Below are 24,140 nucleotides of genomic sequence, written 5' to 3' on the forward strand. Positions count from 1 at the left end.
TCAGGGCAAGGCGCGCCGTCGACGACAGTACTTCAGTACGGCAAGACGGTGCAACGCAGTCATGAGGGCGTTGTTAGGCGCGTAGCTCAGCAGTCCGTGTGTCGGCTCTGAAAGCCCTGACTTATAATGGGACGGTTCAAGGGAGTAAAAACCAGCATGAAAGAGAAACAATCGCCCAAATCGGGCGCCTCGAAGTACAGTCCCAAGCGCCTGATCCTGATGGCCTTCGGGGCCCTCACCGGCCTGGCCGCCATCGGCGTGCTGGTGCTCGTGTTCGCGCTTGCGATGGCCTACCCGAACCTGCCCGCGCTCGACACCATCACCGACTACCGGCCCAAGATGCCGCTGCGGATCTTCACCGCCGATAACGTCCTGATCGGCGAATTCGGCGAGGAGCGCCGCACCCTGGTGCGTTTCAAGGACATCCCGGACGTCATGAAGAAGGCGGTGCTGTCGATCGAGGACGACCGCTTCTACGAGCACAGCGGCATCGACTACTGGGGCATCCTGCGCGCGGCGTTCCGCAACGCCACCACGACGACGCGCCAGGGCGCCTCGACCATCACCCAGCAGGTGGCGCGCAACTTCTTCCTGTCGTCCGAGCAGACCTTCAAGCGCAAGGCCTATGAGGCGATGCTGGCCTGGAAGATCGAGAAGAACCTCTCCAAGGACCAGATCCTCGAGCTCTACATGAACCAGATCTACCTGGGCCAGCGCGCCTTCGGCTTCCAGTCGGCGGCCCAGATCTACTTCGGCAAGGACCTGCGCGACATCAGCGTGGCCGAAGCCGCGATGCTGGCCGGCCTGCCGAAGGCGCCATCTGCGTATAACCCGGTGGTCAACCCGACCCGCGCCAAGACCCGCCAGCAGTACATCCTGCAGCGCATGCGCGATCTCGGCTACATCACCGAAGCCCAGTACGCGCAGGCCAAGAACGAGCGGCTCACGATCAAGACCGACAGCACCGCCTTCGGCGTGCACGCCGAGTACGTGGCCGAGATGGCGCGCCAGCTGGTCTACGAGCAGTTCAAGGAAGACACCTACACCCGCGGCCTGAACGTGTTCACCACCATCACCAAGGCCGACCAGGACGCGGCCTACCTGGCGGTGCGCCGCGGCGTGATGGAGTACGAGCGCCGCCACCCCTATCGCGGCCCGGAATCGTATATCGACATCCCCAGCAGCAAGGGCGAGGCCGAGGAAGCCATCGAGGCCGAGCTGGCCGAGCATCCGGACAGCGACAACATCGTCGCCGCCATCGTGCTGAAGGCCTCGCCAACCGAGGTGACCGCCACCATCGCCTCGGGCGAGACGATCAAGATGACCGGCCCGGGCCTGTCCTTCGCCAAGGCCTGGCTGTCGGAGAAGGCGGCGCCGAACCGCCGCCTGCGCCGCGGCGCGGTGATCCGCGTGATGCAGGACGACGAGTCGAAATGGGTCATCACCCAGATGCCGGAAGTGGAATCGGCCTTCGTTGCGACCAGCACCGAGGACGGCGCGATCCGCGCGCTGGTCGGCGGCTTCGACTTCAACCGCAACAAGTTCAACCACGTGACGCAGGCCTGGCGTCAGCCGGGCTCCTCGTTCAAGCCCTTCATCTATTCGGCTTCGCTCGAGCGCGGCCTGTCGCCGGCGACCATCGTCAACGACGCCCCGATCAGTTTCGATGCCGGCCAGACCGGCGGCCAGGCCTGGGTGCCGAAGAACTACGACAACCGGTACGAAGGCCCGATCACCATGCGGCGCGGCCTGACGCAGTCGAAGAACATGGTCTCGATCCGCATCCTGAACAAGATCGGCGCGCGCTACGGCCAGGAATTCGCGACCCGCTTCGGCTTCGACGCCGAGCGCAACCCGGCCTACCTGACGCTGGCCCTGGGCGCCGGCTCGACCACGCCGCTGCAGATGGCCGGCGCCTATGCCGTGTTCGCCAACGGCGGCTACCGCATCAGCCCCTACATCATCTCGAAGGTGACCGACAGCGACGGCAAGGTGCTGTCCGAAGCGCGTCCGGAGCGCGCCGGCGTCGAGGCCAACCGCGTGATCGACGCGCGCAACGCCTTCCTGGTCGACAGCATGCTCAAGGACGTGGTGCGCTACGGTACCGCGACCAAGGCCATGGCGCTCAAGCGCACCGACCTCGCGGGCAAGACCGGCACCACCAACGATTCGGTCGACGCCTGGTTCGCCGGCTACAACCCGAAGCTGGTGGGCGTGGCCTGGATCGGCTACGACCAGCCGAAGAACCTCGGCAACCGCGAGACCGGCGGCGGCCTGGCCCTGCCGATCTGGATCAACTACATGGGCAAGGCGCTGAAAGGCGAGGAAAACGTCGAGCGCGACGTGCCGCCGGGGCTGATCCTGGCCAATGGCGAGTACTACTATGCCGAGACGCCGCCGGGCACCGGGGTGGCGACGCTGGACGTCGGCCCGCCGCCGGCGCCGGCCGAGCAGAAGCAGCGCGATGCGGTCAGGAACGAACTGTTCTGATTTTTACCGAATGGTAAAAAAAATGGCGACCCGCGGGTCGCCATTTTTACGTCTGCCGCAAGGGAAATCAGCCCATCGAAACGGGCGCCCCGCCCTGCTCCGTCACGTACTGCGACAGCGAGGCGAACAGCTCGGTATCGTCGCGGGTATTGCGCCACTGGTCGCCGACGCGCTTGTAGTGGTAGCCGCCCGAGCGCGCCGCCACCCACATTTCCTGCAGCGGCGCCTGGCTGTTGATGATGATCTTCGACGCGTTGTCCAGGAATTCGACTTCCAGCACGTTGCCGCTGCGCTTGCACTCGACGTCGACCACGTCGTCGTCGTTCAGCTTGTCGAGGCAGGCCTCGATGCGGTCAAGGGTGCTTTCGGCCAGCGCCAAAAATTCGGATTCGGTCATGCTACACTCCAAAGTTCGCTAATCAAACCCCCATTCTAATCGTGAACTCCACCATCGCACGTCTTTCCGGTGCCGGCCTGGTGGCCGTGCTTCTCGCCGGCTGCGGCCAGACGGGTCCGCTCTACATGCCGAACCCGCCGGCCAAGCCCTCCGCAGCCGCCGTTGCCGAGGCCAATCCGCAGCCAGTCCAGCCAGTTCCATCGAATAACGCCTCCACCCCGGCCCCAACCAAGTAAGCTCTCATTTCGCACACCTATGTCGCACTTCCAGTACCAGAACGGCGTCCTGCACGCCGACAGCGTTGCCCTGCCCGCCATCGCCGAACAATTCGGCACGCCGACCTATGTCTATTCGAAGTCGGCGCTGCTGGAAAACTTCCGCGCCTATTCCGACGCCTGCCGCGGCCGCGACGCACTGGTGTGCTACGCGATGAAGGCCAACTCGAACCTGGCCATCCTCGACCTCCTGAACCGCGAAGGCGCCGGCTTCGACATCGTCTCGGGCGGCGAGCTGCTGCGCGTGATCGCCGCCGGCGGCGACCCGGGCAAGACCATCTTCTCGGGCGTCGGCAAGACCGTCGAGGAAATGCAGCTGGCGCTGGAAAAAGGCATCCTGTGCTTCAACGTCGAATCGATCCCGGAACTGCACCGCCTCAACGAAGTGGCCGGCAGCATGGGCAAGCGCGCGCCGGTGTCGCTGCGCGTGAACCCGAACGTGGACGCCAAGACCCACCCCTACATCGCCACCGGCCTGAAGGCCAACAAGTTCGGCGTGGCGTTCGACGATGCCCTGGACACCTACCGCACCGCGGCCTCGCTGCCGAACCTGGACGTGGTCGGCATCGACTGCCACATCGGCTCGCAGCTGCTGGACGACGCGCCGCTGCTGGAAGCGCTGGACAAGCTGATCGAGCTGATCGACACCCTGGCCGGCGAAGGCATCGTGCTGCACCACCTCGACATCGGTGGCGGCCTGGGCGTGAACTACGGCGCCGAGGGCGACAAGCCGCCGGTGCCGGTGGGCGACTACCTGGGCCGCCTGTTCGCCCGCATCGACGCCTGGCGCGCCGAGAAATACGAGGGCAAGCCGGTCAAGGTGATCTTCGAACCGGGCCGCTCGATCGTGGCCGATACCGGCGTGCTGCTGACCAAGATCGAGTACCTCAAGCCGGGCGTGGAAAAGAACTTCGCCATCGTCGACGCGGCCATGAACGACCTGATGCGTCCGACCCTGTACCAGGCCTGGATGGGCGTGCAGCCGGTCAGCCCGCGCGAAGGCGCCAAGCTGAGCTATGACGTGGTGGGTCCGGTGTGTGAATCGGGCGACTGGCTGGCGCGCGAGCGCGATCTCGCCGTCGAGCCGGGCGACCTGCTGGCGATCATGACCGCCGGCGCCTACGGCATGACCATGGCCTCGAACTACAACACCCGCGGCCGCGCGGCCGAGGTGATCGTCGACGGCGACCAGGTCCACGTGATCCGCCAGCGCGAGAATCCGGCCGATCTGTTTGCGCTGGAATCGATGCTGAAATAATCTGTAGGGTGGGCAGGTTTCCTGCCCACGCGGTGATAGTTAGCGATTGAAAAGCCGCGCGCGCTGATCTTGCTGCTGGTTGACCGCGTGGGCGGGAGACCCGCCCACCCTACGACACCGCGGCTTTCTGTGTCTTCTTCGCCGCGCTCCAGTACATGCGCAATCCCAGCAGCGCCGCCACGATCAGCCCAAAAATGATCGGCTCCTGGAAGTCGTTCTTCCCCGCCTTCATCCACCAGAAATGCAGGATACCCAGCGGCGCCACCACGTAGATCAGGCGGTGCAGCCACTGCCAGCGCTTGCCGCCCAGCCGCCTGATCATCGCATTGGTGCTGGTCGCCGCCAGCGGAATCAGCAGGACAAACGCGATGAAGCCCACCGTGATGAAGGGCCGTTTCACCACGTCCTTGAGCATCCCGGCGACGTCAAAGAAGTGATCGAACCAGAAGAAGCAGGTGAAGTGCAGCAGCGCGTAGAAGAAGGCGAACAGCCCCAGCATGCGCCGCAGCCGCACTATCCAGTTCCAGCCGGTGAGGCGGCGCAGCGGCGTCACCGCCAGCGTGATGCACAGGAAGTACAGGGTCCAGTCGCCGGTGCCGCGCGTGAGGAATTCGAGCGGCTCGACCGGCACGCCCTGGAATACCAGCCAGGCCATGCGCAGGAAAGGCAGCAGCGCCAGCACGAACACCACCGCCTTGATCGTGCCGACCTGCTTGTTGGACGGGTTGAAGGCCATCTTCAGTAGAACTTCTTCAGGTCCATGCCGCTGTACAGCGAGGCGACCTGGTCGTAACCGTTGAACATCAGGGTCTTGCGCTTACGCTGGAAGAAGCCATCCTCGCCGATGCGGCGCTCGGTTGCCTGCGACCAGCGCGGGTGGTCCACGTTCGGGTTCACGTTCGAATAAAAACCGTATTCGCTCGGCGCCGAGTCGTTCCAGGCGGTGCGCGGCTGGCGGCTCACCAGGCGGATCCGGACGATCGACTTGGCCGACTTGAAGCCGTACTTCCAGGGCACGATCAGGCGCACCGGCGCGCCGTTCTGGTTCGGCAGCACCTGGCCGTACATGCCCACCGTGAGCAGCGTGAGCGGGTGCATGGCCTCGTCCATGCGCAGGCCTTCCACATAGGGCCAGTCGAGCACGCCGCTGCGCAGGCCCGGCATCTGCTTGCGGTCGGCCAGGGTGGTGAATTCGACGTACTTGGCATTGGCAGTCGGCTCGACCTGCTTGAGCAGGTTCGACAGCGAATAGCCGACCCAGGGAATCACCATCGACCAGCCCTCGACGCAGCGCAGGCGGTAGACGCGCTCTTCCAGCGGCGCCAGCTTGAGGATGCGGTCGATGTCGAGCGTGACCGGTTTTTTCACCTCGCCCTCGATCGTCACCGTCCACGGCCGGGTGCGCAGCGTGTGCGCGTTCTCGACCGGGTCGCCCTTATCTAGGCCGAATTCGTAGAAGTTGTTGTACGAGCTGGCGTCCTTGAACGAGGTTTGCTGTTCCTGCGTCGACAGGGCCGCATTGCGGGTGGCGGCGAGCTTCACGCCTTGTGCGAAAGCTTCGCGGTTGGCCATCTCCCAGATACCGCTGCCCACGGCTGCGGTGGCGGCGATACGGGCGATAAACTGGCGCCGGCCTTCATACACTTCGCGCGGGGTGATCTCGGACGGATACGGGAGGTCGATCCCGTTCGGACTGCGTTTGAAAAGCATGGCTGACTCCGCTACAGAGAGAGACTTCAGGTTACACCAGACGGCTTGGGCGCACGTTAGCGCCGGCTGCCGTCCGGCAAGGATGAGGCGCGGCACGCTGGACAAAAGCGCGTCAGGCCCGCCCGCTGCCCTACCCGGTGGGAAAGGCGAGGATGAAACGGGTGTCGGGGCCGTTCGACTGCACGATCGCTTTGCCGCCGTGCAGGTTCAAGATGGCGCTGACGATGGACAGGCCCAGTCCCGTCGAGCCTTCCGCATCGCTGCGGGCGCTGTCGGCGCGGTAGAAGCGGTCGAACAAATGGTCCAGGTGCTCGCGTGGAATCGCCGCGCCCACGTTGCTCACGCTCAGCTCCAGCATGCCGGGGCGCGGTTCGGCATGCAGCCTGATGGTGCTGCCCGCATCCGCATGGCGCACCGCATTCGAGACCAGATTGGCCAGTGCCCGCCTCACCAGCGCCGGATCGGCGGCGAAGCGCCCTTCCCCGCTGCATTCCAGGCGCAGGCCGCGTTCCTCGGCCATGCCCTCGAAGAAATCCGCCACCCGCTCCAGTTCGTCCAGCGCCACCAGCGGCTGGCGCGCCAGCACCACCTCGTCCTGGCCGGCGCGGGCGAGGAACAGCATGCTTTCGATCATGCGCGCCAGGCGCTCGAGCTCCTCGATGTTCGAGGCCAGCAGGGTTTCGTATTCTTCGCGGCTGCGGCCCTGCCCGAGCGCGACCTGGCTTTGCCCGATCATGTTCGTCACCGGCGTCCTGAACTCGTGCGCCAGGTCGGCCGAGAAGCCGGACAGGCGCGCATAGCCGTCCTGCAGGCGTTGCAGCATGGCGTTGAAGGCATCGATCAGCGGCCGCAGCTCGGACGGCGCGGCGCCGATGTCGAGGCGTTGCGCCAGGGTGCCGGGCTTGATGTGCGCCGCATGCTCGGCGACCGTGCGCAGGGGCCGCAGGCCGCGGCGCAGCATCAGGGCCGCCAGCGCGGCAGCCAGCAGGGCGCCGACCGCGCAGGCGGCCAGGATACGGGCGCGGTAGCGCGCGAACATGGCGGTGCGTTCGGCATAGGCGCGCGCCACCACCACCGTCACCCCGTTCGCGCCCAGGCGGGCGCTGCCCGCGACCACCCGGCCGGGCGTGCCGTCCTGCGCGGTCCAGCCGGCGATGGCGTCCCGGCCAGGCGCCGGCCCGGCCTCCGGCGGCACGGGATAGCGCTCGCCACGCGGGTTGATGTCGGCCAGCACCGCGCCGCCTGGCGCGACGATGCGCACCAGCGAGTTTTCCTGGCCGCTCATGGTGTCGCGGAAAAAATCGGGCTGCGCCGCCAGCAGTTCGGCCGCGCCCGGACGTCCGAGCACGATCTGCACCTGGCGCAGCTTGCCCAGCAATTGCAGGTCGTCGCGGCGCGCGATCTCGGCCACGAAGGCGCGGTACAGGTAGATGCCCAGGCCGGCCGCGGTAAGCGCGACGATCAGCACGAAGGCGAGCGTCACGCGCAGGGTCAGGGAATGGCGCCAGGAGGGTTTCATGCCGGGGCCTGCGCCTCGCAGACGTAGCCCATGCCGCGCCGGGTATGGATCAGTTTCCGCGTGAAGGGGTCGTCGATCTTGCGCCGCAGGCGGCGCACGGCGGCATCGATGACGTTGGTATCGCTGTCGAAATTCATGTCCCAGACCTGAGAAGCGATCAGGGCGCGCGACAGCACCTGGCCCTGGCGCCGCGCCAGCAGGTGCAGCAGCGCGAACTCCTGGGCCGTGAGGGCGATGGTCTCGGCGCCGCGCCGCACGCGGCGGCGCAGCACGTCGATCTCGAGGTCGGCGATGCGGATCAGTTCTTCCTCGCGCACCGGTCCGCGCCGCAACAGGGTGCGGATGCGCGCCACCAGCTCGACGAACGCGAAAGGCTTGACCAGGTAATCGTCGGCGCCCAGTTCCAGCCCGCGCACGCGGTCCTCGACCTCGTCGCGCGCCGTCAGGAACAGCACCGGGATCTGTTCGGTATCCGGGTCGGCGCGCAGGGCGGCGAGCACCTGCCAGCCGTCCATGCGCGGCAGCATCACGTCCAGCACCACCAGCTCGATCTCTTCCTCGCGGGCGATCGCCAGGCCGTCGCGTCCATTGCGCGCGAGCCGCACCGCAAAGCCCGACTCTGCCAGGCCGCGCTGGAGGTAGTCGCCGGTCTTCGGCTCATCTTCGATTACGAGAATGCTCATAAGCGCATTCTATGCCGAAGGGATGCGCCCAAACATGACGAAACTGTCATCTGGCGGTCAGCCTGGCGTCGGCAGGCGCATGCCAAGATGGCGGCCATCCCATGTCGAAGGAAGACCATGTCCAGAAATCTCATCATGCTTCTCGCAGCGCTGGCCGCGGCCCCTGCCGGCGCACAGCTGCGCCAGCAGCCGGCACTCGGCCTGGAAGCGGCCAAGCGCCTGGCGGAGCGCGCCATCCAGTCCTGCCGCAGTGAAGGCCGCGCGATCGTCGTGGCCGTGGTCGACCAGGGCGGCAACCTGGTGGTCGTGCAGCGCGACGACGGCGTCGGTCCGCACAATACCGAGGCCAGCCGGCGCAAGGCCTATACCGCGCTGTCGACGCGCAAGCCGACGCTGCTGCTGGCACGCGACGCGCAGTCCGCCCCGGATACCCGCAACCTGGCCGCCCTGCCCGAACTCCTGCTGCTCGGCGGGGGCGTACCGCTGCTGGCGCACAAGCAGGTCGTCGGCGCCATCGGCGTGGCCGGCGGCGGCGGGCCGCTGAACGACCATGCCTGAGCGGAGCGCGCCATCGGCGCCGTGCCCGAGCTCGACCAACCCATCCCTTGAATTTTTCTGACTTGACTTAGGAGAACGCCATGCAAACCACCATCCACCGACTCGCCCTCGCCAGCCTGCTGGGCTTTGCCAGTATCGCGGCAAGCGCCGCGCAGAATCCGCTCAGCGTCCACGTGCTCGACCTGCAGAGCGGCCAGCCCACCGCAGGCATCGAGGTCACGCTGGAACAGCGCGCAGGCAGCGGGTGGCGCGAACTGGCGCGCGGCGTCACCAACGAGCAGGGACGCATCCCTGCCCTGTATCCGGAAAATAAACCGATGCCGGCGGCCGACTACCGCATCGTGTTCAAGACCGGCGAACACTACAAGCGCAAGGGACAGGCCAGCTTCTTCCCGCAGATTCCGGTCGAGTTCACCGTGGATGCGCCCACGCAGCATTACCACGTCCCGCTGCTGCTGAGCCCCTTCGGCTACTCGACCTACCGGGGCAACTGAAGTCTACAGCTCGCCGTAGGAGTGCAACCCCGACAGGAACATGTTCACGCCCAGGAAGGCGAAGGTCGTCACCAGGAGGCCCACCACCGACCACCAGGCCGCCACGCGGCCGCGCAGGCCCGACATGAGGCGCATGTGCAGCCAGGCCGCGTAGTTGAGCCAGACGATCAGGGCCCAGGTTTCCTTCGGGTCCCAGGACCAGTAGCCGCCCCAGGCTTCGGCCGCCCACAGGGCGCCGAGGATGGTGGCGACGGTGAAGAAGGCGAAGCCGACCGAGATCGACTTGTACATCACGTCGTCCAGGACCTCCAGTGCGGGCAGGCGGTCGGCCAGGATGCCGTGCGATTTCAGCAGGTAGGCGCAGCCGACCATCGCGGCCAGCGCGAAGGTGCCGTAGCCGATGAAATTGGCCGGCACGTGGATCTTCATCCACCAGCTCTGCAGGGCCGGCACCAGCGGCTGGATCTGGGCGGCGTCGCGCGAGACCGTGTACCACAGCAGGAAGGCAACCGCGGCCGCAATGATCAGGAGCACGAAGGGGCCCAGCTGGCGGGTGGCGTAGCGGCCTTCGTAGTAGAGGTAGAACAGCGCGGTGATGATGGCGAACAGGATGAACACTTCATACAGGTTCGACACCGGGATGTGGCCGACGTCGGGGCCCATCAGGTAGGACTCGTACCAGCGCACCATCATGCCGACCGAACCGAGCACCACGCCGGCCCAGCACAGCTTGCTGCCGACCGAGCCGCCGAACTCCGAACGGCCGGCCAGGCCGATCCAGTAGAACACGGTCGAGAACACGAACAGTGCACTCATCCACAGGATGGCGGACTGGCTCGACAGCATGTATTTCAGGAAGAATTTCTGGTTCGCCGCATCGATGGCGCCGCCGTACATGGAAATCGCCCACAGCGACAGCACCGCCACCAGCGGCAGCAGCCAGCGCATCGGTTTCCAGTACCAGCCCAGCAGCGCGAAGGTGGGTGCGGTGAGCACCAGGATCACCTGCTCGTAGATGTCCATGTGGTGGGCGTAGCGGTTCAGCGCGAACAGCGCGCCCGCCAGCAGGGCGGCGCCGTACAGCCAATCGATCGCGTTCAGGCTGCGGAAGAAGCCCGGTTGCTGGACATAGGCCCCAGCTTTGCCGGTTTGGGCTTGCGAAAGTTCCATCTTGGTCTCCTTGCCGCGGGCTTCAGGCCGGCTGCGGCAGTTTCACTTTCAAATCGTCGAATTCGCGTTCGAAGTCGAGCGTCTTGCGCTGGGTGCTCATGGCCATCAGCGCATGGGCGCCATGCTCGGTATCGCGGACCCACACCCACATGCGCCGTTCACGAATATAAAACATTGCGAACACGCCTGCCACCAGCAGCAGGCAGCCGAGGTAGACGATGTTCTTGCCCGGCGAACGGGTCAGCTGCAGCACCGAGGCTTTCACTTCGGTGAACTCTTCCAGCTGCAGGTAGACCGGGGCGCCGTAGAACACGCTGTCCGACAGCGCATTGGTGGCCAACTGCAGGAAGCGGCCGTTGGCCTCGCTCGCCTCGACGGCCGGCAGTCCGGCACGCGCGTTGGCGGCCTGCCACAGCTCCCACAGGGCGCCGTTGAGCATCTTCATGAAGATGTTGGCGGCCTTTTCCTGCTCGGCCTGCGGAATCTTTTCCAGGAACTGCGACACGCCGATGAAGCCGCCGCGTCCCCCGTTCTCGCCGGCGAAGATGGCCAGGGTACGCGCCGCGGACTCTTCCAGCTGGCCGCCCAGGCCCGCCTGCTGTTCCGGCGCCAGCGCACGCGCCGCGTAGCGCCGGGCCGCATCCTGCCGCAGCGAAGCGTCGGCCAGCGCCGCGCGCAGGCGCATCCAGGTGCGCACGCTGTAGTCGGCATCCGCCGGAATGCGCAGGAAGCTGAAGTTTTCCTGCGGATTGTTGCGCACGCCAGCCAGGTAGACCTGGGCGCCGTCGAGCGTGAGCGGCTGCATGTAGTTCATGAACTCGCGCGCCTGGCCGGTCTTGTCGCGCAGCTTGTACTGCACGCTCGGGCCGACGTTCTTCAGGTCCTTGGCATGGTCGGTCCTGGCCGCCGAGCCGGATGCCTTGCCGAGCGTCGCGCTGAGCTGCTCGTTGAACGAGGTGTTCTTCGCGACCGCACGGGCGTCCTGGTTGGCCGCGATGTTCTCGACGTTGAAAGGACGGAAGCCCGACCATTCCACTGACCAGGTCTCGTCGCCCTGCTTGAGCTCGGTACTGGATCCGACCGTGCCTTCGATCTGGAAGGCCTTGTCGGCCGTGCCGCTCATCGGGAAACCGGTCAGCTTGAGCTTGCTGCCGCCATCGTCGAAGCTCGACTGGTAGACGGCGATGCCCTTGTAGATCAGCGGGTGGTTGACCCTGATCGAGGCCGGGAAGGTCTTGCCGGTCTCGTGGTCGCGCACGATCACGTCGCTGGCGAACAGCTTGGGCATGCCGGTCGAGTAGAAATCGATGTGGAATTTTTCGAGCTTGATCGAGAACGGCAGTTCCTGCACCAGCACGCCCGAGGCCTGCGGCAGCAGGGCCGTATCGCTGGTCTGGCCTTCGGCGATCAGGGTATTGCCGCGGAAGGTCGGGTTCGAGATGCCGAGGCGGTGCTGGGCCGGGATGTCGGCGATCACGCCGCTGCCGCCGAACGGCGTCTTGCCGAAGAACCACTGCTGGAACTTGACCGGCATCTCCGAGTCGAGCATGCCGCCCAGCAGGATCACGATAATGGCGGTGTGCGCGAAGATGTAGCCGAACTTGTTGCCGGCGCCCTTCTTCGCCGCCACCAGCATGCCGCCATCCTTTTCGACCAGCTTGACCGCGTAGCCGGCGTGGCGCAGGCGTTCGGCGGTCTGGGCGGCAAGAAGGGTGCGGGCCACCGGCGCGGTCCACTCAAGCTTGTGGTGGAAGTTGCGCAGCGATTCCTCGCGCACGTGCTCGCGCCAGCTGCGCATGTCGCGCACCATCTTCGGCGCATTGCGCACCACGCACAGGGCGGTGGAAACGATCAGGAAGACCAGGATCAGCAGGAACCACCAGCTCGTGTACACGTTGTACAGGCCGAGTTTGGCGAACACCTCGAACCAGAACGGACCGAACTGGTTCACGTAGTTCGGCATCGGCTCGTTCTGCTTGAGGACGGTGCCGATGACCGAGGCGATGGCGACGATCGTGAGCAGGCTGATGGCGAAGCGCATCGACGACACCAGCTCGACCGCTTCGGCGAACCCGCGGCGGCGGGTGTTCAGTTCAATTCCGGTGGTACTCATGTTCTATCTTCTACAGCGCCCAGGAAACCGGGCAAACCTGCCGAGCATACAGCAAAAAGGGCAGCCAGCTCAGCGCCGCCGCCCCTTCTTTTTCATATCGTGGCGCTGCTTACTTGAGGCCCGCGATATAGTCGGACACCGCCTTCATTTCTTCCGGCGACATGCGCTGTGCCAGCGTGGTCATCTGGACACTGTTCTTGCGGGTGCCGGTCTTGAAGGCGTCCAGCTGGGCATAGGTGTAATCCTGGTGCTGGCCCGACAGGCGCGGGTACTGGGCCGGGATGCCGCTGCCGGTGGCGCCGTGGCAGCTGGCGCAGGCGGCGACGCCCTTCTCGGCGATGCCGCCGCGGTAGATCTTGCGGCCCAGCTCGACGGTGTCCTTGTTCTTGGCGGCGCCCGGCTTGGCCTTCTGGGTGGCGAGGTAGGCGGCGATGTTGCGTTTCTCGTCCTCGGTCAGCATCTTCGAGTACGGCGTCATGATCGGGTTCTGGCGGTTCGGGGTGGTGAAGTCGACCAGCTGCTTGTGGGTATAGGCGTCGATCTGGCCGGCCAGCTTGGGGTTGGCGACGATGGTCGAGTTGCCGGCGGCGCCGTGGCAGGACATGCAGGCCGGCAGGCCGCGCGCGGCATCGCCCGCATCGTAGAGGGTTCCGCCCTTGGCCGGGTCGGCCTTGGCGACGGCGGTTTGCGGCGCCGCAGAGGCACTACCGCACAGGACCAGGCTTGCAACCAACAAGGACTTCAAAAGCGGAAACGTCAAACGATTCATACAAGCACCCTGAAAAAGTCAAAAACAGATTTTGGAATTTACAGTGAAACAGTGCAGCGGCCTTACTGGCGCTCCCCCGGGGCGGAGCATGGTTCAACCCCTTATTGTACAATAGCTTTGTTTCCCTATCGCCATTTCGTTGTCATTTAAACCTTCCCCTTATGTCCAAACTTTGGCAGGCCCGGTTCTTCACGACCGTTAACCAGTTGCGCGACCTTCCCGGCACCCATGTGCCCGAAATCGCCTTCGCCGGGCGCTCGAACGCGGGCAAATCCACGGCGATCAACATCCTCACCAACCAGAAGGGCCTGGCGTTCGCCTCGAAGACCCCTGGCCGCACCCAGCACATCAATTACTTCTCGATCGGCGGCGCCCACGTAGCCCAGCACCGCAAGGACCCGACCATCGTCGAAGAAATCCGCGCCCTGCTGGTCGACCTGCCGGGCTACGGCTATGCCGAAGTGTCGGGCACGGCCAAGCTGCACTGGCAGAAGCTGCTGGGCGACTACGTCCAGCGCCGCGAGCAGTTGGCCGCGCTGGTCCTCATCATGGACTCGCGCCGCCCCTTCACCGACCTCGACGTGCAGATGCTGGAATGGTTCGCCCCGACCGGCAAGCCGATCCACTGCATCCTGACCAAGGCCGACAAGCTCAACCAGAACGAGAAGACCAACGTCCTGCGCCAGGCGCAGAAGATCCTCGACAGCTACGTCGACGAGGAAGGCGAAGGCTTCCCCTTCACGGTGCAGCTGTTCTCAGCGCTCAAGCGCATCGGCATCGAGGAGGCGGACGCCAAGATCCTCGAGCTGCTGGGGCTCGATCGCGAGGACGCGGCCCTGGACGACGCTGACGAAGATTCGGATTCGGAATAATCCCGGGTTCACCGGGACAACCTTGGAACTGACATGACCATCATCACTCCCGCCACCTATCCTGCCGCCCGCATGCGCCGCATGCGCCGCGACCCGTTCTCGCGCGCCCTGATGCGCGAAAACGTCGTCACCGCCTCCGACCTGATCTACCCGGTCTTCATCCTCGACGGCGAGAACCAGCGCCAGCAGGTGGCCTCGATGCCGGGCGTGGAGCGGGTGTCGGTGGACCTGCTCTTGACGGTGGCCGAGGAATGCGTGGCGCTGGGCATCCCGATGCTGGCGCTGTTCCCGGTGGTCGATGCCTCGCTCAAGACCTATGACGGCGTCGAGGCGACCAATCCGGAAGGCCTGGTGCCGCGCGCCGTGCGCGAGCTGAAGCGCCGCTTCCCGGAACTGGGCATCATGACCGACGTCGCTCTCGATCCCTACACCACCCACGGCCAGGACGGCCTGCCGGACGAGAACGGCTACATCGTCAACGAGAAGACCATCGAGATGCTGATTCGCCAGTCGCTGGCGCAGGCCGAGGCCGGCGTGGACGTGGTGGCGCCCTCGGACATGATGGACGGCAGGATCGGAGCAATTCGCGGTGCGCTCGAAGAGAACGGACACATCCATACCCGCATCATGGCCTACTCGGCCAAGTATGCATCGAGCTTCTACGGCCCGTTCCGCGACGCGGTCGGATCAAGCGCCAACCTGGGCAAGGCGGACAAGAACACCTACCAGATGGATCCGGGCAACAGCGACGAAGCGCTGCGCGAAGTGGCGCTCGACCTGGCCGAAGGCGCCGACATGGTGATGGTCAAGCCGGGCATGCCCTACCTCGACGTGGTGCGCCGCGTGAAGGACGAGTTCAAGGTGCCGACCTTTGCCTACCAGGTCAGCGGCGAGTACGCGATGCTGAAGGCGGCGGCCCAGAACGGCTGGCTGGACCATGACAAGGTCATGATGGAATCGATGATGGCCTTCAAGCGCGCCGGCGCCGACGGCGTGCTGACCTATTTCGCGCTGGATGTGGCGCGCAAGTTGAAGGCGCAGACATAAACGTCTAGCTGAACCGTCCCCGAGCCTGGTGGTTGGATATGCTGGCAAGATACCGGGGCTATACTTTGCCGGACGTCGGCGCGGACGACATGAGTGTCGCGCCGCATGAGGTCTTGTGTCCTTCGAAGGCGACAGGGACACCCCCAAGCAACACTTTCGGATCGCCTTCCGCGATCACGCATGGCGAATGCCCTTTGATGGGGCAAAGACATGCATCTCCCTGCCGGGCTACCGTAATGCCGTGCACGCGTGCCATGCCGGAAGCGGCGACGACCTTGCCGCCGTGGGTGGTCGTGTCGCCGAAGCGAATTACACCTTTCATCATGTTTCTCCATTTGCCTTATGGGGTATAGCCGGTCGAACAGATAGCCCGTCAACAACTGCAAGATCAGCGATTCAGCGTTCGCGCAGCCATCTCCAGACGGTCAGTCCATATGCCGATCCGAGGCTGGGCATCGGCTCGCCAGCCTCGAAAGTTCGCTCCAATGCACTCATGTCAGCTGCTTGCCAGACGCCTGTTTTCGGGCACGTCTCGCCCGCCTTGCTCATCAGGCCAGCATCCTGTTGGACCGGGCGTCCGGATGGGATAAGGGGATGCCAGGTCGTTGCGACAGCGACCGTTTCGGTGCTGGGCAGGTAAGCACCCTCGGCTTTGAGTTCTTCCTTAGTCTTGATAATTCGGAATGCTGGCTGCATCTTCATGCCCTTGATGGCAAACGTTAAACTGTACCTTTCCAGTCCGGTTTCTGGATACCACACACCGGTCCAGGGGACCTCGGCCCCCGTCTTGCATGCGACCGATCTGTCGATCACATATTCCGGCAAGGGCTCGGGCAAGTCCCATGATGAAAGTAACTTATAACGATCTTTATTCCAGCGATATGACTTGATGATTTCTTCCCCTGGAAATCCGTCATCATCATTCGCTCTTTCAGGACATTCCGGGCTCGGGTGAAAGAAGCTCTTCCCCTTGATCATTCCATTGTTTAGTGCCCGGGTGATTTGCCCAGCGTATGTCAAGAGACGACTGATCCTCATGTCGCTAAACTCTTGATACTCAGCGTTGGTCATCCAACTGTGGAGCGGTTGCTCCATCATTCCGCGGACATCTCCGCGCACGGAACCGGCCATATTCCAAATGAATTTATAATCGCCAAGTTTCGCCAATTCTGCACCACGTCGAAAATCTCGCGCGAATGCCTTGAACTTGTCAAAGATCTCGTTGTTCCTGCCGAAACCCGGAACGCCTCTCGAGATTGCAAGTGTGCCGAACCACTCCATTGTGTCTTCGCACTCACGTGCTGCCGCTTCAAGGAAGTCCAGTGATGTGAATAGATGCCAGATGGCAGCTTCCAAATTCATGTCTCTCATATTGCTCTCCGATTAAAGGAACATTGCTATTTCGATGCCGGTACAGTCAACAGAATCCGTTTGGCTTCTTGATGCGTATAGTCTGTCGCACCCCAACCGGTTTCTGTCGGCCCTTTGATATGCGCATCCGTAATTTTTGACCGCAGTTTTACAGGGGACAGCTCTCCTGTCACATCGATGTACTCTACGCGGCGATCTATGCCATCCCGTGTCTGGAGGGGCAGTCCAGTCTCCCGGTTAATCCGTGGTAAAGCCTGCACCATCTCGTCCCTTTTTTGGGGAAAGAATACGATCTGCTCTCCGCCGCCTTCCAAGTAGTAGTCAGTCCCGTTGAGATTTTGACTGGCCGCAGGACCGCGCCATACGTTCAATGACTCCCCGGCCCTGACTTCGTATTCCACGACCCACCCGTTCTGGTTCCATTCCGGCTTGACGGCAAACTTGCTGCGCCATTCATCGCGACTCTTGATCGACTTGAACTCCGCTTCCGTCATCCAGAATACGCCTGCCCCTTCGTTGGAAGGGTCAACAATACGGTAGAGCTTTGCCGGTCCTTTGATTGCGTCTGCTTGAATCCTCTTTCCTTTATTCGCAAATGTTTCAACTAGCCATTTCTCGAGCGGCGGGTGCTCTGGATAGTTTTTCACCAGCTCATCAATCTCTTCATTCATTTCCATTGGAGGAAATTTCATTTCTTCGGGCCGCCTTGTTGCCCACTTCGGCGGCTTCGCATTGATCAGCCTTGCCGATCCCGATTCGGAAATCGGCGCAATCCATCCTCTATTTGTTCGGTAAGTCTCGACCTTCCACGCCTGGTCATCCAGCTTCTTCGCAATCACCTTCAGCACCGTCTGCACCGGCTTGGCAAAGGTCTGGACTGCCGCGCTGATGGCGCGCCGCTTCGCATCGACAAACTTCAGCAGCTCATCGAGATGCTCGCGCACATTGCTCGGCACAATCGGCCTGATTTTCTCCAGCAGCGCCTTCAGGTCGTCGAACTTCTCATCCAGCATGGCTCGCAGCTTGGCTGGATTGAGCTTGTCTCCCGCCTCACGGATCGTCTTCGCCGCGAACTGGTAGATATCCGGCAGCTTGCCGTCGGTCGCCCACTTCGCCACACGGTTGTGCTGCAGGTATTCGGTGATCTTCGGCAGTGCGGCATCGCATGCCTTGCCTGCGGCAGCGATCAGTTTGCTCGTATTGGTAATGTCGTCGGCATGCCTGACCAGCGGCTTCAGGTAGACCCACACCAGGCGCAGCGCGCTCTTGACGACGGTGCCGACTTCCGGAATGAAGCCGACCACCGTGGTAGCCATGAAGAACAGCGTCACCTTGTTGCTCGGATCCTTGCGGTAATGCCGGATGTTCGCGCACAGGTCGCGCAGGTCGCACAAGGTATCGACGATCGGAATCAGGGACACCACCATGTCGAAGCCGATCTGCCCGGTCGACCGCTCGGCATTGAAGTCGCCTTGCAAGGCTCCCCAGATCCACTCGCCTATCCCGACATCGTCCGGTTTTGCCTGCCCGTGTACCTCGTTCAGTGCATCGAGGGTCTGGTCCGCCATCATTTCCTCCTCGGGTCGCGGAAGGTATCGATCAGGTCCGGCGCCCGGCCACGAGCAAATCCAGACTGGACAGCAAATCTCCACCTGTCGGCCTCGGCTCATCCCTGGCCGCCGGATCGTTGTGATAGACGACTTTCGAGACGGTGTCGGGCAGGTTGCGCTCCTCGGCCATGCCACTGCCATCGAGGGTGCCGTCTTTCGTCTGCCCATCTGCGAAATGCAGGGTATAGGACACGCCAGCCATCGCCGCTCCTTGGTAACCATCCAGATCGAGTTTTAGCCAGTTAGTCTGTTCGGCGGATGGAAAGAACGGTAGTTGCGCCTCCTGCTGAGCAGGGCCATCCCATTTGTGCATGCCGGCCTTGACGGTGAAATCGCCGGCGCAGCCTTGCTCGATCTTGCCGTCCGCGATCTTGATGTAGGCGCCGCCGCACAGCAGCGTGAGGCTGGTCTTGGCCGCGATCACGATTTCGCCCTTGCTGGCGGTGATCCTGACGTCGCGGTCCGCGGCCACGCCGATGCTGTCCTGCTGCGCCTGGATATCGAGCTTGCCGGCGCGGGCAATATGCTTCATGCCGTCTGCGTGCGCGAACAGCGACATACCCTTCCCGGCCTGGATGTTGAAACGCTGTCCGGCAACGGCCTGGATGTGCTGCTGCGCCGCGATGGTCTGCTGCCGGCCGCTGTAGCTGACGATTGATTCCGGCGTGCCGCTGACGAATCCACCAGCAGCATACTGGGCGATCAGCGGCGCGCTTCCCTGCTCCGCGTTTCCCGCCCCTTGCAGGTCCTGCGCCAATTGCCGATGCGACGCGAGATCGACAGGCATCGCCTGATGCTGAGCCGCAAACTCCCCCAGTTCCTTGAGCAGCCCTTCCGATCCTTCCAGCAGCGCCAACAGAGGCTCGCGTTCGAGCTGCTTGCCCGATGCGCCGAGCATGGCCTGCGTCGTGAGCAGCATGAGCCGCGCGGCGCGCAGCACGACCGAGTGATCGCTGCGCAGTTCGGCGCCTTCTCCACGCGCCTCACCTTCTCCTTCCCTGCGCGGGTGCGTCAGCCAGCCGAGATTCAGCTGGCTATGCCCATGTTCGCTCGCCAGTTGCGCACTGATCTGCCCCGGGGTGTCGTCCAGCCTGAGCTGGTTACAGCGCGTACCCTGCACCTCCTTGCTCTTGATGCCTGCCAGGAAGCGGTTGCCGGGCAAATCGCCTGCATGGCTGAACGTCGGCGGCGGCGTCCTGCCGCCGAACACGCGGCCGACGACAATCGGCTTGTCGGGGTCGCCTCCCAGGAAATCCACCAGCACCTCGTCCCCGACGCGCGGCAGGGTGATGGCGCCCCACTGGTCGCCGGCCCAATGACTGGCGACCCGCACCCAAGCCGAATCGCGGTCGGTATTGCTGGCGCCCGCCCCCTCTTGATGGTCTTGTTCGCGCGTTCCAGGAAAGCGCAACTTGATGCGCCCGAGCGCGTCGCAATGCACTTCTTCGCCCGGCGGCCCGACCACGAGTGCGGACTGCAAGCGCACGCGCGGCAGATCGGTCGACATGTCGTACGCCGGTACGATGGGAATACCACGGCGCACGCAAGTGAAGCGATTGGTGTATTTCACGTCGCGCTCGGCGCTTGCCTGCGCCAGCGTGCCATCGACCGAGTCCAACTGCCAGGCGTTGGCTGCAAACAGGCGCCGTGTCCGTTCTTCAAGGTCGTTGGGAAGATTGTTCTCGGCGACCAGCGACAGGTCCGTTAGCACGAACTCGCGTTCATCGTCCGCATGCGTATCGATGTCAGGGTGGCCCTCTAACCGAAACCACTGCCCGACACAAAGATCGCGTACTCCGCTTTCGCCATGAAAGCACTTGGCTTCATATTCATGGCGCTGCATCCTCAACTCGCCCAGCCTGCGGTAGTCGCTCTCATCGTCACCGAGATGAGGGGCGTCGATCTGGTAGTCGTCCAGGCTGAACGCGAACTGATCGCCGTACTCGCCTTGTCGCAGATTGGTCGGCCATTGGGTCGACATCATCCGGCCTTGCTTGTGATCCCAGCTCTGGCGGGCAATGCTGCCTGGCGCCAGGTTGCGAACGGCACTCCAGTTGATCACACCGTCGCGCGTTTCGGTAGCGGCATCGCGATGAAAGCGCACCGTGCCGGCTGCATTCTGCTGCAATGAGTGCGGCGTATCGAAGAGCACCAGCGTGTGAGAAGCCATGCCTGGACTGTGGGGCTCGCTGGCTTGCCCCGGGCGGAAGCCCCATGCAATCCCTTGCCGCTTCCATAATCGGCGCAGGAAGGCCGCATCCGATTCGTTGTGCTGCATCGTGAATTCGCGCGCTGAATAGACGCCTGTGATACCGGCGGTATCGACGTCGAAAGCCTTGGCCAGCACCGGATTGATGCTCCTCCACTCGCGGATGACCGCGATGCTAATGTCGACTTCGTTCATTGCACGAAACACACGGGTGTTCGTACGCCGCTCCATCAACGCCAATGCGTCTCGCACAACGAGCTGGTAGGTCGCAAGTCCACCATCGCTTTGCCCGGAGCATGCCTGGGCGACGATACCGCACACCGAACGTAAGCCTCCTCGATCCGTGACGAACTGCAGTTCCGTTGGCAAGGCAATGAATTCCTTGAGTGGAAGGCCTGCCTGGGTCGAGACGCACAGCAAGCGATACTCAATGCCGCCGCACAGGGTTTCCCGGCCGCTGACATGCTTGACCAACAAGATGTCATCGAGAACGGATTGCGGGTGGAGCAGGCGAAGACGGATTGGACGATGCGACTGGGTGAGCGCGAGCGGGAGGCCCGAGACGTTCAGAAAGTTCATTGAAACTCTTCCTGGAGAAAAGACTGAACGTCAAAAGTGCCAGACACGGCAATTGCCGGTCTTGATAATGGTCAACTCAGTTTTTCTGTGCTAGACAAGCCGACGCTTGGGACCGTTACGGGAAGGGGTCTCGTTATATGGAGACCCCTCGACGACGATGCTCAATACGCCTCGATGCTTACCGCCACCAGTTCCACCGCGTCGCCATGGACCTTGTCGTGGTGCTGATGGTCGTGACCTTGCTCGTGGCAATCCGGCCCGCACATCGGCACGACGCGCAGCCGGATCTTGCCGTCCGCCGGCGGCAACTGGCGCAGCTTCTCGCTCAGCGGCAGGCTGTAGGTCAGCGCGCCGTGGGCGCCGCGGTGGCCGAACATCATGATGGTGGCCAGGTAGTGCGGGCTGGAAGCGTCCACGTGCGACAGGTCGTCCGGTCCGTTCAGGATCACCATGAAGGCGTCGTGCGACATCTGCGGGAAGTTGAGGGTGACGTTCGCCACCAGCACCTGCCCGGCCGTCCGCGCCGCCTCGATCGTCGCACCGGGCAGGTGCGCCACCGCGCTGGCCGGGGCGGCTTCGGACACCTCGCGCCGCTGCACGCTGCCGACGACGCGGGCGCGCCTGCCGTTCTGGCTCGCGACGGCATACCTGGGAATCAGATCCTCTCCGGAGCCGGGCTCGTAGTCGTAGCCGAACGGCGTCATCCAGGCATAGTCCCCGGCCCGGGTCTGGCTCACGGGCTGGCCCTTGGCATTGACGAAGAACAGCAGCGGATCGCGCGCCCAACGGTAGTAGTCGCTGGCCCGTTCCGCCGCGGATTTCTGCTCGTCCGGCAGGTCGGTGCGCAGCTCGTAGCCGGCCGGCAGGAAAGGCAGGCCGAGCTGCATCTGCTTGCGGGTCCACACGTCCCACAGGCGATCCATGTTGGCGTGGTGCAGGAAGAAAATCGGGTCGACCGGGGACAGCATGTCGGTCATGAAACCGCGCGCTTCGACGAAATTGCAGTCGCGCGAACCGACGCAGCGGTGGATCGAATTGTGCGGGCGGGCTTCCAGGATGCCGAAACCGGCGCTGGTGTGGTGGTTCGATGTCTTGGCGCTGCCGAAGGCGATGAAGTCGGGCGCCGCCAGCGCCGCCTGGATGGTGGCGGGCGAGACCGCGTCCGCCGTGGCCAGCGAGAAGCCCGGCTGCTCGCGCCGGATGCCGCGCGCGCCCGGCTGGTCGAAGAACATGCCGCCGCGTGGATCCGTCACCATGTCGAACAGCAGGTCCGGCTCGAAACGGATGCGGCGCGACAGCAGCTGGCCGAGCTGGCTGCGTCCATCGAAACCGCTGCCGGGCAGCGACCAGTAGCCGGCGCCCGCGATCACTCCCGTGATCATGCGCTCGAAATCCTGGCGGCCCGCCAGGTAGGCCGGGTGGTTGGGATCGAGCACGTCGTCGAACATGTCGTCGGGCACCTGCTGGTCCACGGTCCAGTCCCAGTACGGCAGGGCGAAATGCGGGTCGCCGCTCAGCTCGCGGCAAATCTGTTCAAACCAGCCGAGGTAGGCGCGGTGCCACGGCAGGAACCACCAGTTGCCGTGCGGGCAGTCCATCGTGTGGACGATGGCCTGGCGATACCAGTTGCGCGGGTCCTCGGGCGGCAGCGCCAGCATGGCGCGCACGGCCTTGGCATAGCTCTTGAGCATGCGCTTGCCATGCTTGCCGGTGGCGTTGTAGCGGCGGTAGCGACGCGGCTTGTCGTCTGCCAGGGCCATGCCGAACGGCAGCATGCCGGCGCAAAGGCCGAGGCCGGCCGTCTTCAGGACTGCGCGGCGCGACTGCTTGAATACCTCGTGGTGCTTGTCGGTCATAAGTGCTCTCCGTCGATGTGAAGAACAATGTCTGGACTTAATTTGTCCAGGCAAATCGATGCGTGTCCGGATCGGACAGGCATGACCTCAGCCTATACGGTCCACCGAGGGGACCATATGGGCAAGAACAAGCTCATCAGTAAGGGATTGCGGGGGATCGAGACTATTTCCCGCGAGCAGGCAAGAAGGGCGGGATACGAATGTCCCCGCCCGGGTTCAACGCCAATGCGGTGGTGGCTTGTATTCCGGGAACATTTCCTTGAACAGGAAGGTCATCAGCTGGTCGGTATCCTGCGGGCGCGCGCTCAGCTTGATGATGCGTCCGAGACGGTGCGAATCCCACTCGAAGTCCCCGGTCTTTTCGCGGCGGATCAGCTCGATCATCTTCTTGACCACGGCGATCTCGATGTCGGGCTCGCTGCCCTGCTCCACCGTCACCTGCGTCAGCCAGCGGCGCTGGAAGTTCGGGTTCCAGCCGCGGAACTTCAGGTCCATGCTGTGGAAGGTCTTGTTCGACACCGAGAACACGCCGCCGCTCTCGTTGCGGTCTTCGCGGCCGCGGCCATTGATGGCGGCGATGTTGGCCAGCGCATTGCGCATGCCCTTGGCCGATTCGCTTTCCTCGGCCGACGGCTGCTCGCTGCCGGTCGCGGCGCCGCGCTGGCGGCGCTTGGCGTTGATGAAGTCCTGCATGTCGACGGGCTTCTGCTCGTCGAACTTCTGCGGCGGTTTGGTTTCTTTAACAGGCTCTTCCGGCGGGGTCGTGATCGTGTCCGGCAGGCGCGCGATCTCGATGCGCTCCTGCTTCGGCACCGGAATGGACGGCATGGGCAAGGGCCTGGGAGCCTGTTGGCGCGGCGCCTCCGCCTCTTTTTGTTGCATCGGTGCGACGTAGACCACCTTGCCCTCGTCGCCCGAGGCCGGCTTGGCCTGCTTCGCATCCTTGTCGGGCTGGAACAGCCAGATCACGACCAGCAGGACGTGCAGCAGGATCGTACCGACCAGCGCCGGTCGGTTCGGTCCCTGGCGGCCGTACGTGAGCACCGGCCGGCCCTGCATCGGCAAGGGCTGGCCGCAGTGCGTGCACACGTCGCTGTGCTCGTCGTAGATGTGGGAATGGTCACGCAAGGTCGAACGGGTTCCTGATCGGCGTCTATCAA

Annotated in this window: 21 protein-coding genes; 7 read left to right on the forward strand and 14 right to left on the reverse strand. The window is 63.9% G+C overall.

What is annotated here, in order from left to right:
* Positions 1-156: 156 nt before the first annotated feature.
* Entirely contained in the window at positions 157-2,490 is a 2,334-nt protein-coding gene (locus B2R83_RS04270) for a penicillin-binding protein 1A (protein WP_292038426.1), read from the forward strand.
* 67 nt (positions 2,491-2,557) lie between these two features.
* Here the strand turns inward: B2R83_RS04270 and cyaY are convergent, their stop codons facing one another.
* A complete protein-coding gene (gene cyaY / locus B2R83_RS04275) occupies positions 2,558-2,887 on the reverse strand; it encodes an iron donor protein CyaY (protein ID WP_027867221.1) in 330 nt (109 codons plus the stop codon).
* A gap of 41 nt (positions 2,888-2,928) precedes the next feature.
* Between cyaY and lptM the strand changes: the two genes are divergently transcribed.
* Together lptM and lysA are read left to right on the forward strand one after the other, a co-directional pair.
* Positions 2,929-3,123, forward strand: a complete 195-nt coding sequence (gene lptM, locus B2R83_RS04280; RefSeq protein ID WP_292038427.1) for an LPS translocon maturation chaperone LptM — start codon at positions 2,929-2,931, stop codon at positions 3,121-3,123.
* Positions 3,124-3,142: 19 nt separating this feature from the next.
* Positions 3,143-4,420, forward strand: coding sequence for a diaminopimelate decarboxylase (lysA, locus tag B2R83_RS04285; RefSeq protein ID WP_292038428.1), 1,278 nt, complete (start codon positions 3,143-3,145; stop codon positions 4,418-4,420).
* A gap of 109 nt (positions 4,421-4,529) precedes the next feature.
* On the opposite strand, the gene B2R83_RS04290 is transcribed toward lysA, so the two are convergent.
* The 4 genes from B2R83_RS04290 to B2R83_RS04305 all read right to left on the reverse strand — a co-directional run bounded on the left by B2R83_RS04290 (position 4,530) and on the right by B2R83_RS04305 (position 8,332).
* Positions 4,530-5,156 (reverse strand): sulfite oxidase heme-binding subunit YedZ, encoded by a 627-nt coding sequence (locus B2R83_RS04290; RefSeq protein WP_292038430.1) that lies wholly within the window; start codon positions 5,154-5,156, stop codon positions 4,530-4,532.
* A gap of 2 nt (positions 5,157-5,158) precedes the next feature.
* Entirely contained in the window at positions 5,159-6,130 is a 972-nt protein-coding gene (msrP, locus tag B2R83_RS04295; protein ID WP_292038431.1) for a protein-methionine-sulfoxide reductase catalytic subunit MsrP, read from the reverse strand.
* Positions 6,131-6,260: 130 nt separating this feature from the next.
* Positions 6,261-7,649 (reverse strand): heavy metal sensor histidine kinase, encoded by a 1,389-nt coding sequence (locus B2R83_RS04300; protein ID WP_292038433.1) that lies wholly within the window; start codon positions 7,647-7,649, stop codon positions 6,261-6,263.
* Complete coding sequence (locus B2R83_RS04305) at positions 7,646-8,332, reverse strand: heavy metal response regulator transcription factor (protein ID WP_292038434.1); 687 nt, start codon at positions 8,330-8,332, stop codon at positions 7,646-7,648. Before B2R83_RS04305 ends, B2R83_RS04300 begins: the two co-directional genes overlap by 4 nt.
* Before the next feature lie 117 nt (positions 8,333-8,449).
* Here B2R83_RS04305 and B2R83_RS04310 point away from each other — a divergent pair, with 117 nt between their 5' ends.
* Both B2R83_RS04310 and uraH read left to right on the forward strand, forming a co-directional pair.
* Positions 8,450-8,890: a GlcG/HbpS family heme-binding protein gene (locus B2R83_RS04310; RefSeq protein ID WP_292038435.1), complete on the forward strand. Its 441-nt coding sequence runs from the start codon at positions 8,450-8,452 to the stop codon at positions 8,888-8,890.
* An 80-nt stretch (positions 8,891-8,970) separates the two neighbouring features.
* Positions 8,971-9,384 carry a hydroxyisourate hydrolase gene (gene uraH, locus B2R83_RS04315; protein WP_292038436.1) on the forward strand — a complete coding sequence of 138 codons (414 nt, stop codon included), beginning with the start codon at positions 8,971-8,973 and terminating at the stop codon, positions 9,382-9,384.
* 3 nt (positions 9,385-9,387) lie between these two features.
* Here uraH and ccsB read toward each other — a convergent pair whose 3' ends face one another.
* The 3 genes from ccsB to B2R83_RS04330 form a co-directional block, all read right to left on the reverse strand.
* Positions 9,388-10,554, reverse strand: a complete 1,167-nt coding sequence (gene ccsB / locus B2R83_RS04320) for a c-type cytochrome biogenesis protein CcsB (RefSeq protein ID WP_292038437.1) — start codon at positions 10,552-10,554, stop codon at positions 9,388-9,390.
* A 22-nt stretch (positions 10,555-10,576) separates the two neighbouring features.
* The gene (locus B2R83_RS04325; protein ID WP_292038438.1) at positions 10,577-12,667 is read right to left on the reverse strand and encodes a cytochrome c biogenesis protein ResB; all 2,091 of its coding nucleotides are present in this window, start codon (positions 12,665-12,667) and stop codon (positions 10,577-10,579) included.
* A 109-nt stretch (positions 12,668-12,776) separates the two neighbouring features.
* On the reverse strand, positions 12,777-13,436 hold the full coding sequence (locus B2R83_RS04330) for a c-type cytochrome (RefSeq protein ID WP_027867231.1): 660 nt from the start codon (positions 13,434-13,436) through the stop codon (positions 12,777-12,779).
* Between the two features lie 161 nt (positions 13,437-13,597).
* On the opposite strand from B2R83_RS04330, the gene yihA reads away from it, so the two are divergent.
* Together yihA and hemB are read left to right on the forward strand one after the other, a co-directional pair.
* A complete protein-coding gene (gene yihA / locus B2R83_RS04335) occupies positions 13,598-14,308 on the forward strand; it encodes a ribosome biogenesis GTP-binding protein YihA/YsxC (RefSeq protein WP_292038439.1) in 711 nt (236 codons plus the stop codon).
* A 33-nt stretch (positions 14,309-14,341) separates the two neighbouring features.
* Positions 14,342-15,355, forward strand: a complete 1,014-nt coding sequence (gene hemB / locus B2R83_RS04340) for a porphobilinogen synthase (RefSeq protein WP_292038440.1) — start codon at positions 14,342-14,344, stop codon at positions 15,353-15,355.
* A gap of 58 nt (positions 15,356-15,413) precedes the next feature.
* On the opposite strand, the gene B2R83_RS04345 is transcribed toward hemB, so the two are convergent.
* The 6 genes from B2R83_RS04345 to B2R83_RS04370 form a co-directional block, all read right to left on the reverse strand.
* Positions 15,414-15,677 carry a PAAR domain-containing protein gene (locus tag B2R83_RS04345; protein WP_292038536.1) on the reverse strand — a complete coding sequence of 88 codons (264 nt, stop codon included), beginning with the start codon at positions 15,675-15,677 and terminating at the stop codon, positions 15,414-15,416.
* A 74-nt stretch (positions 15,678-15,751) separates the two neighbouring features.
* A complete protein-coding gene (locus B2R83_RS04350) occupies positions 15,752-16,726 on the reverse strand; it encodes a hypothetical protein (RefSeq protein ID WP_292038442.1) in 975 nt (324 codons plus the stop codon).
* Positions 16,727-16,752: 26 nt separating this feature from the next.
* Positions 16,753-18,294, reverse strand: a complete 1,542-nt coding sequence (locus B2R83_RS04355) for a hypothetical protein (protein ID WP_292038443.1) — start codon at positions 18,292-18,294, stop codon at positions 16,753-16,755.
* 31 nt (positions 18,295-18,325) lie between these two features.
* On the reverse strand, positions 18,326-21,124 hold the full coding sequence (locus B2R83_RS04360) for a type VI secretion system Vgr family protein (RefSeq protein WP_292038444.1): 2,799 nt from the start codon (positions 21,122-21,124) through the stop codon (positions 18,326-18,328).
* A 161-nt stretch (positions 21,125-21,285) separates the two neighbouring features.
* Complete coding sequence (locus B2R83_RS04365; RefSeq protein WP_292038445.1) at positions 21,286-22,980, reverse strand: tyrosinase family protein; 1,695 nt, start codon at positions 22,978-22,980, stop codon at positions 21,286-21,288.
* Between the two features lie 216 nt (positions 22,981-23,196).
* Entirely contained in the window at positions 23,197-24,108 is a 912-nt protein-coding gene (locus B2R83_RS04370) for a hypothetical protein (RefSeq protein WP_292038446.1), read from the reverse strand.
* Positions 24,109-24,140: the final 32 nt, after the last annotated feature.

This window comes from Massilia sp. UBA6681, assembly GCF_002454935.1.
Classification (GTDB): Bacteria; Pseudomonadota; Gammaproteobacteria; order Burkholderiales; family Burkholderiaceae_D; genus Telluria; species Telluria varians.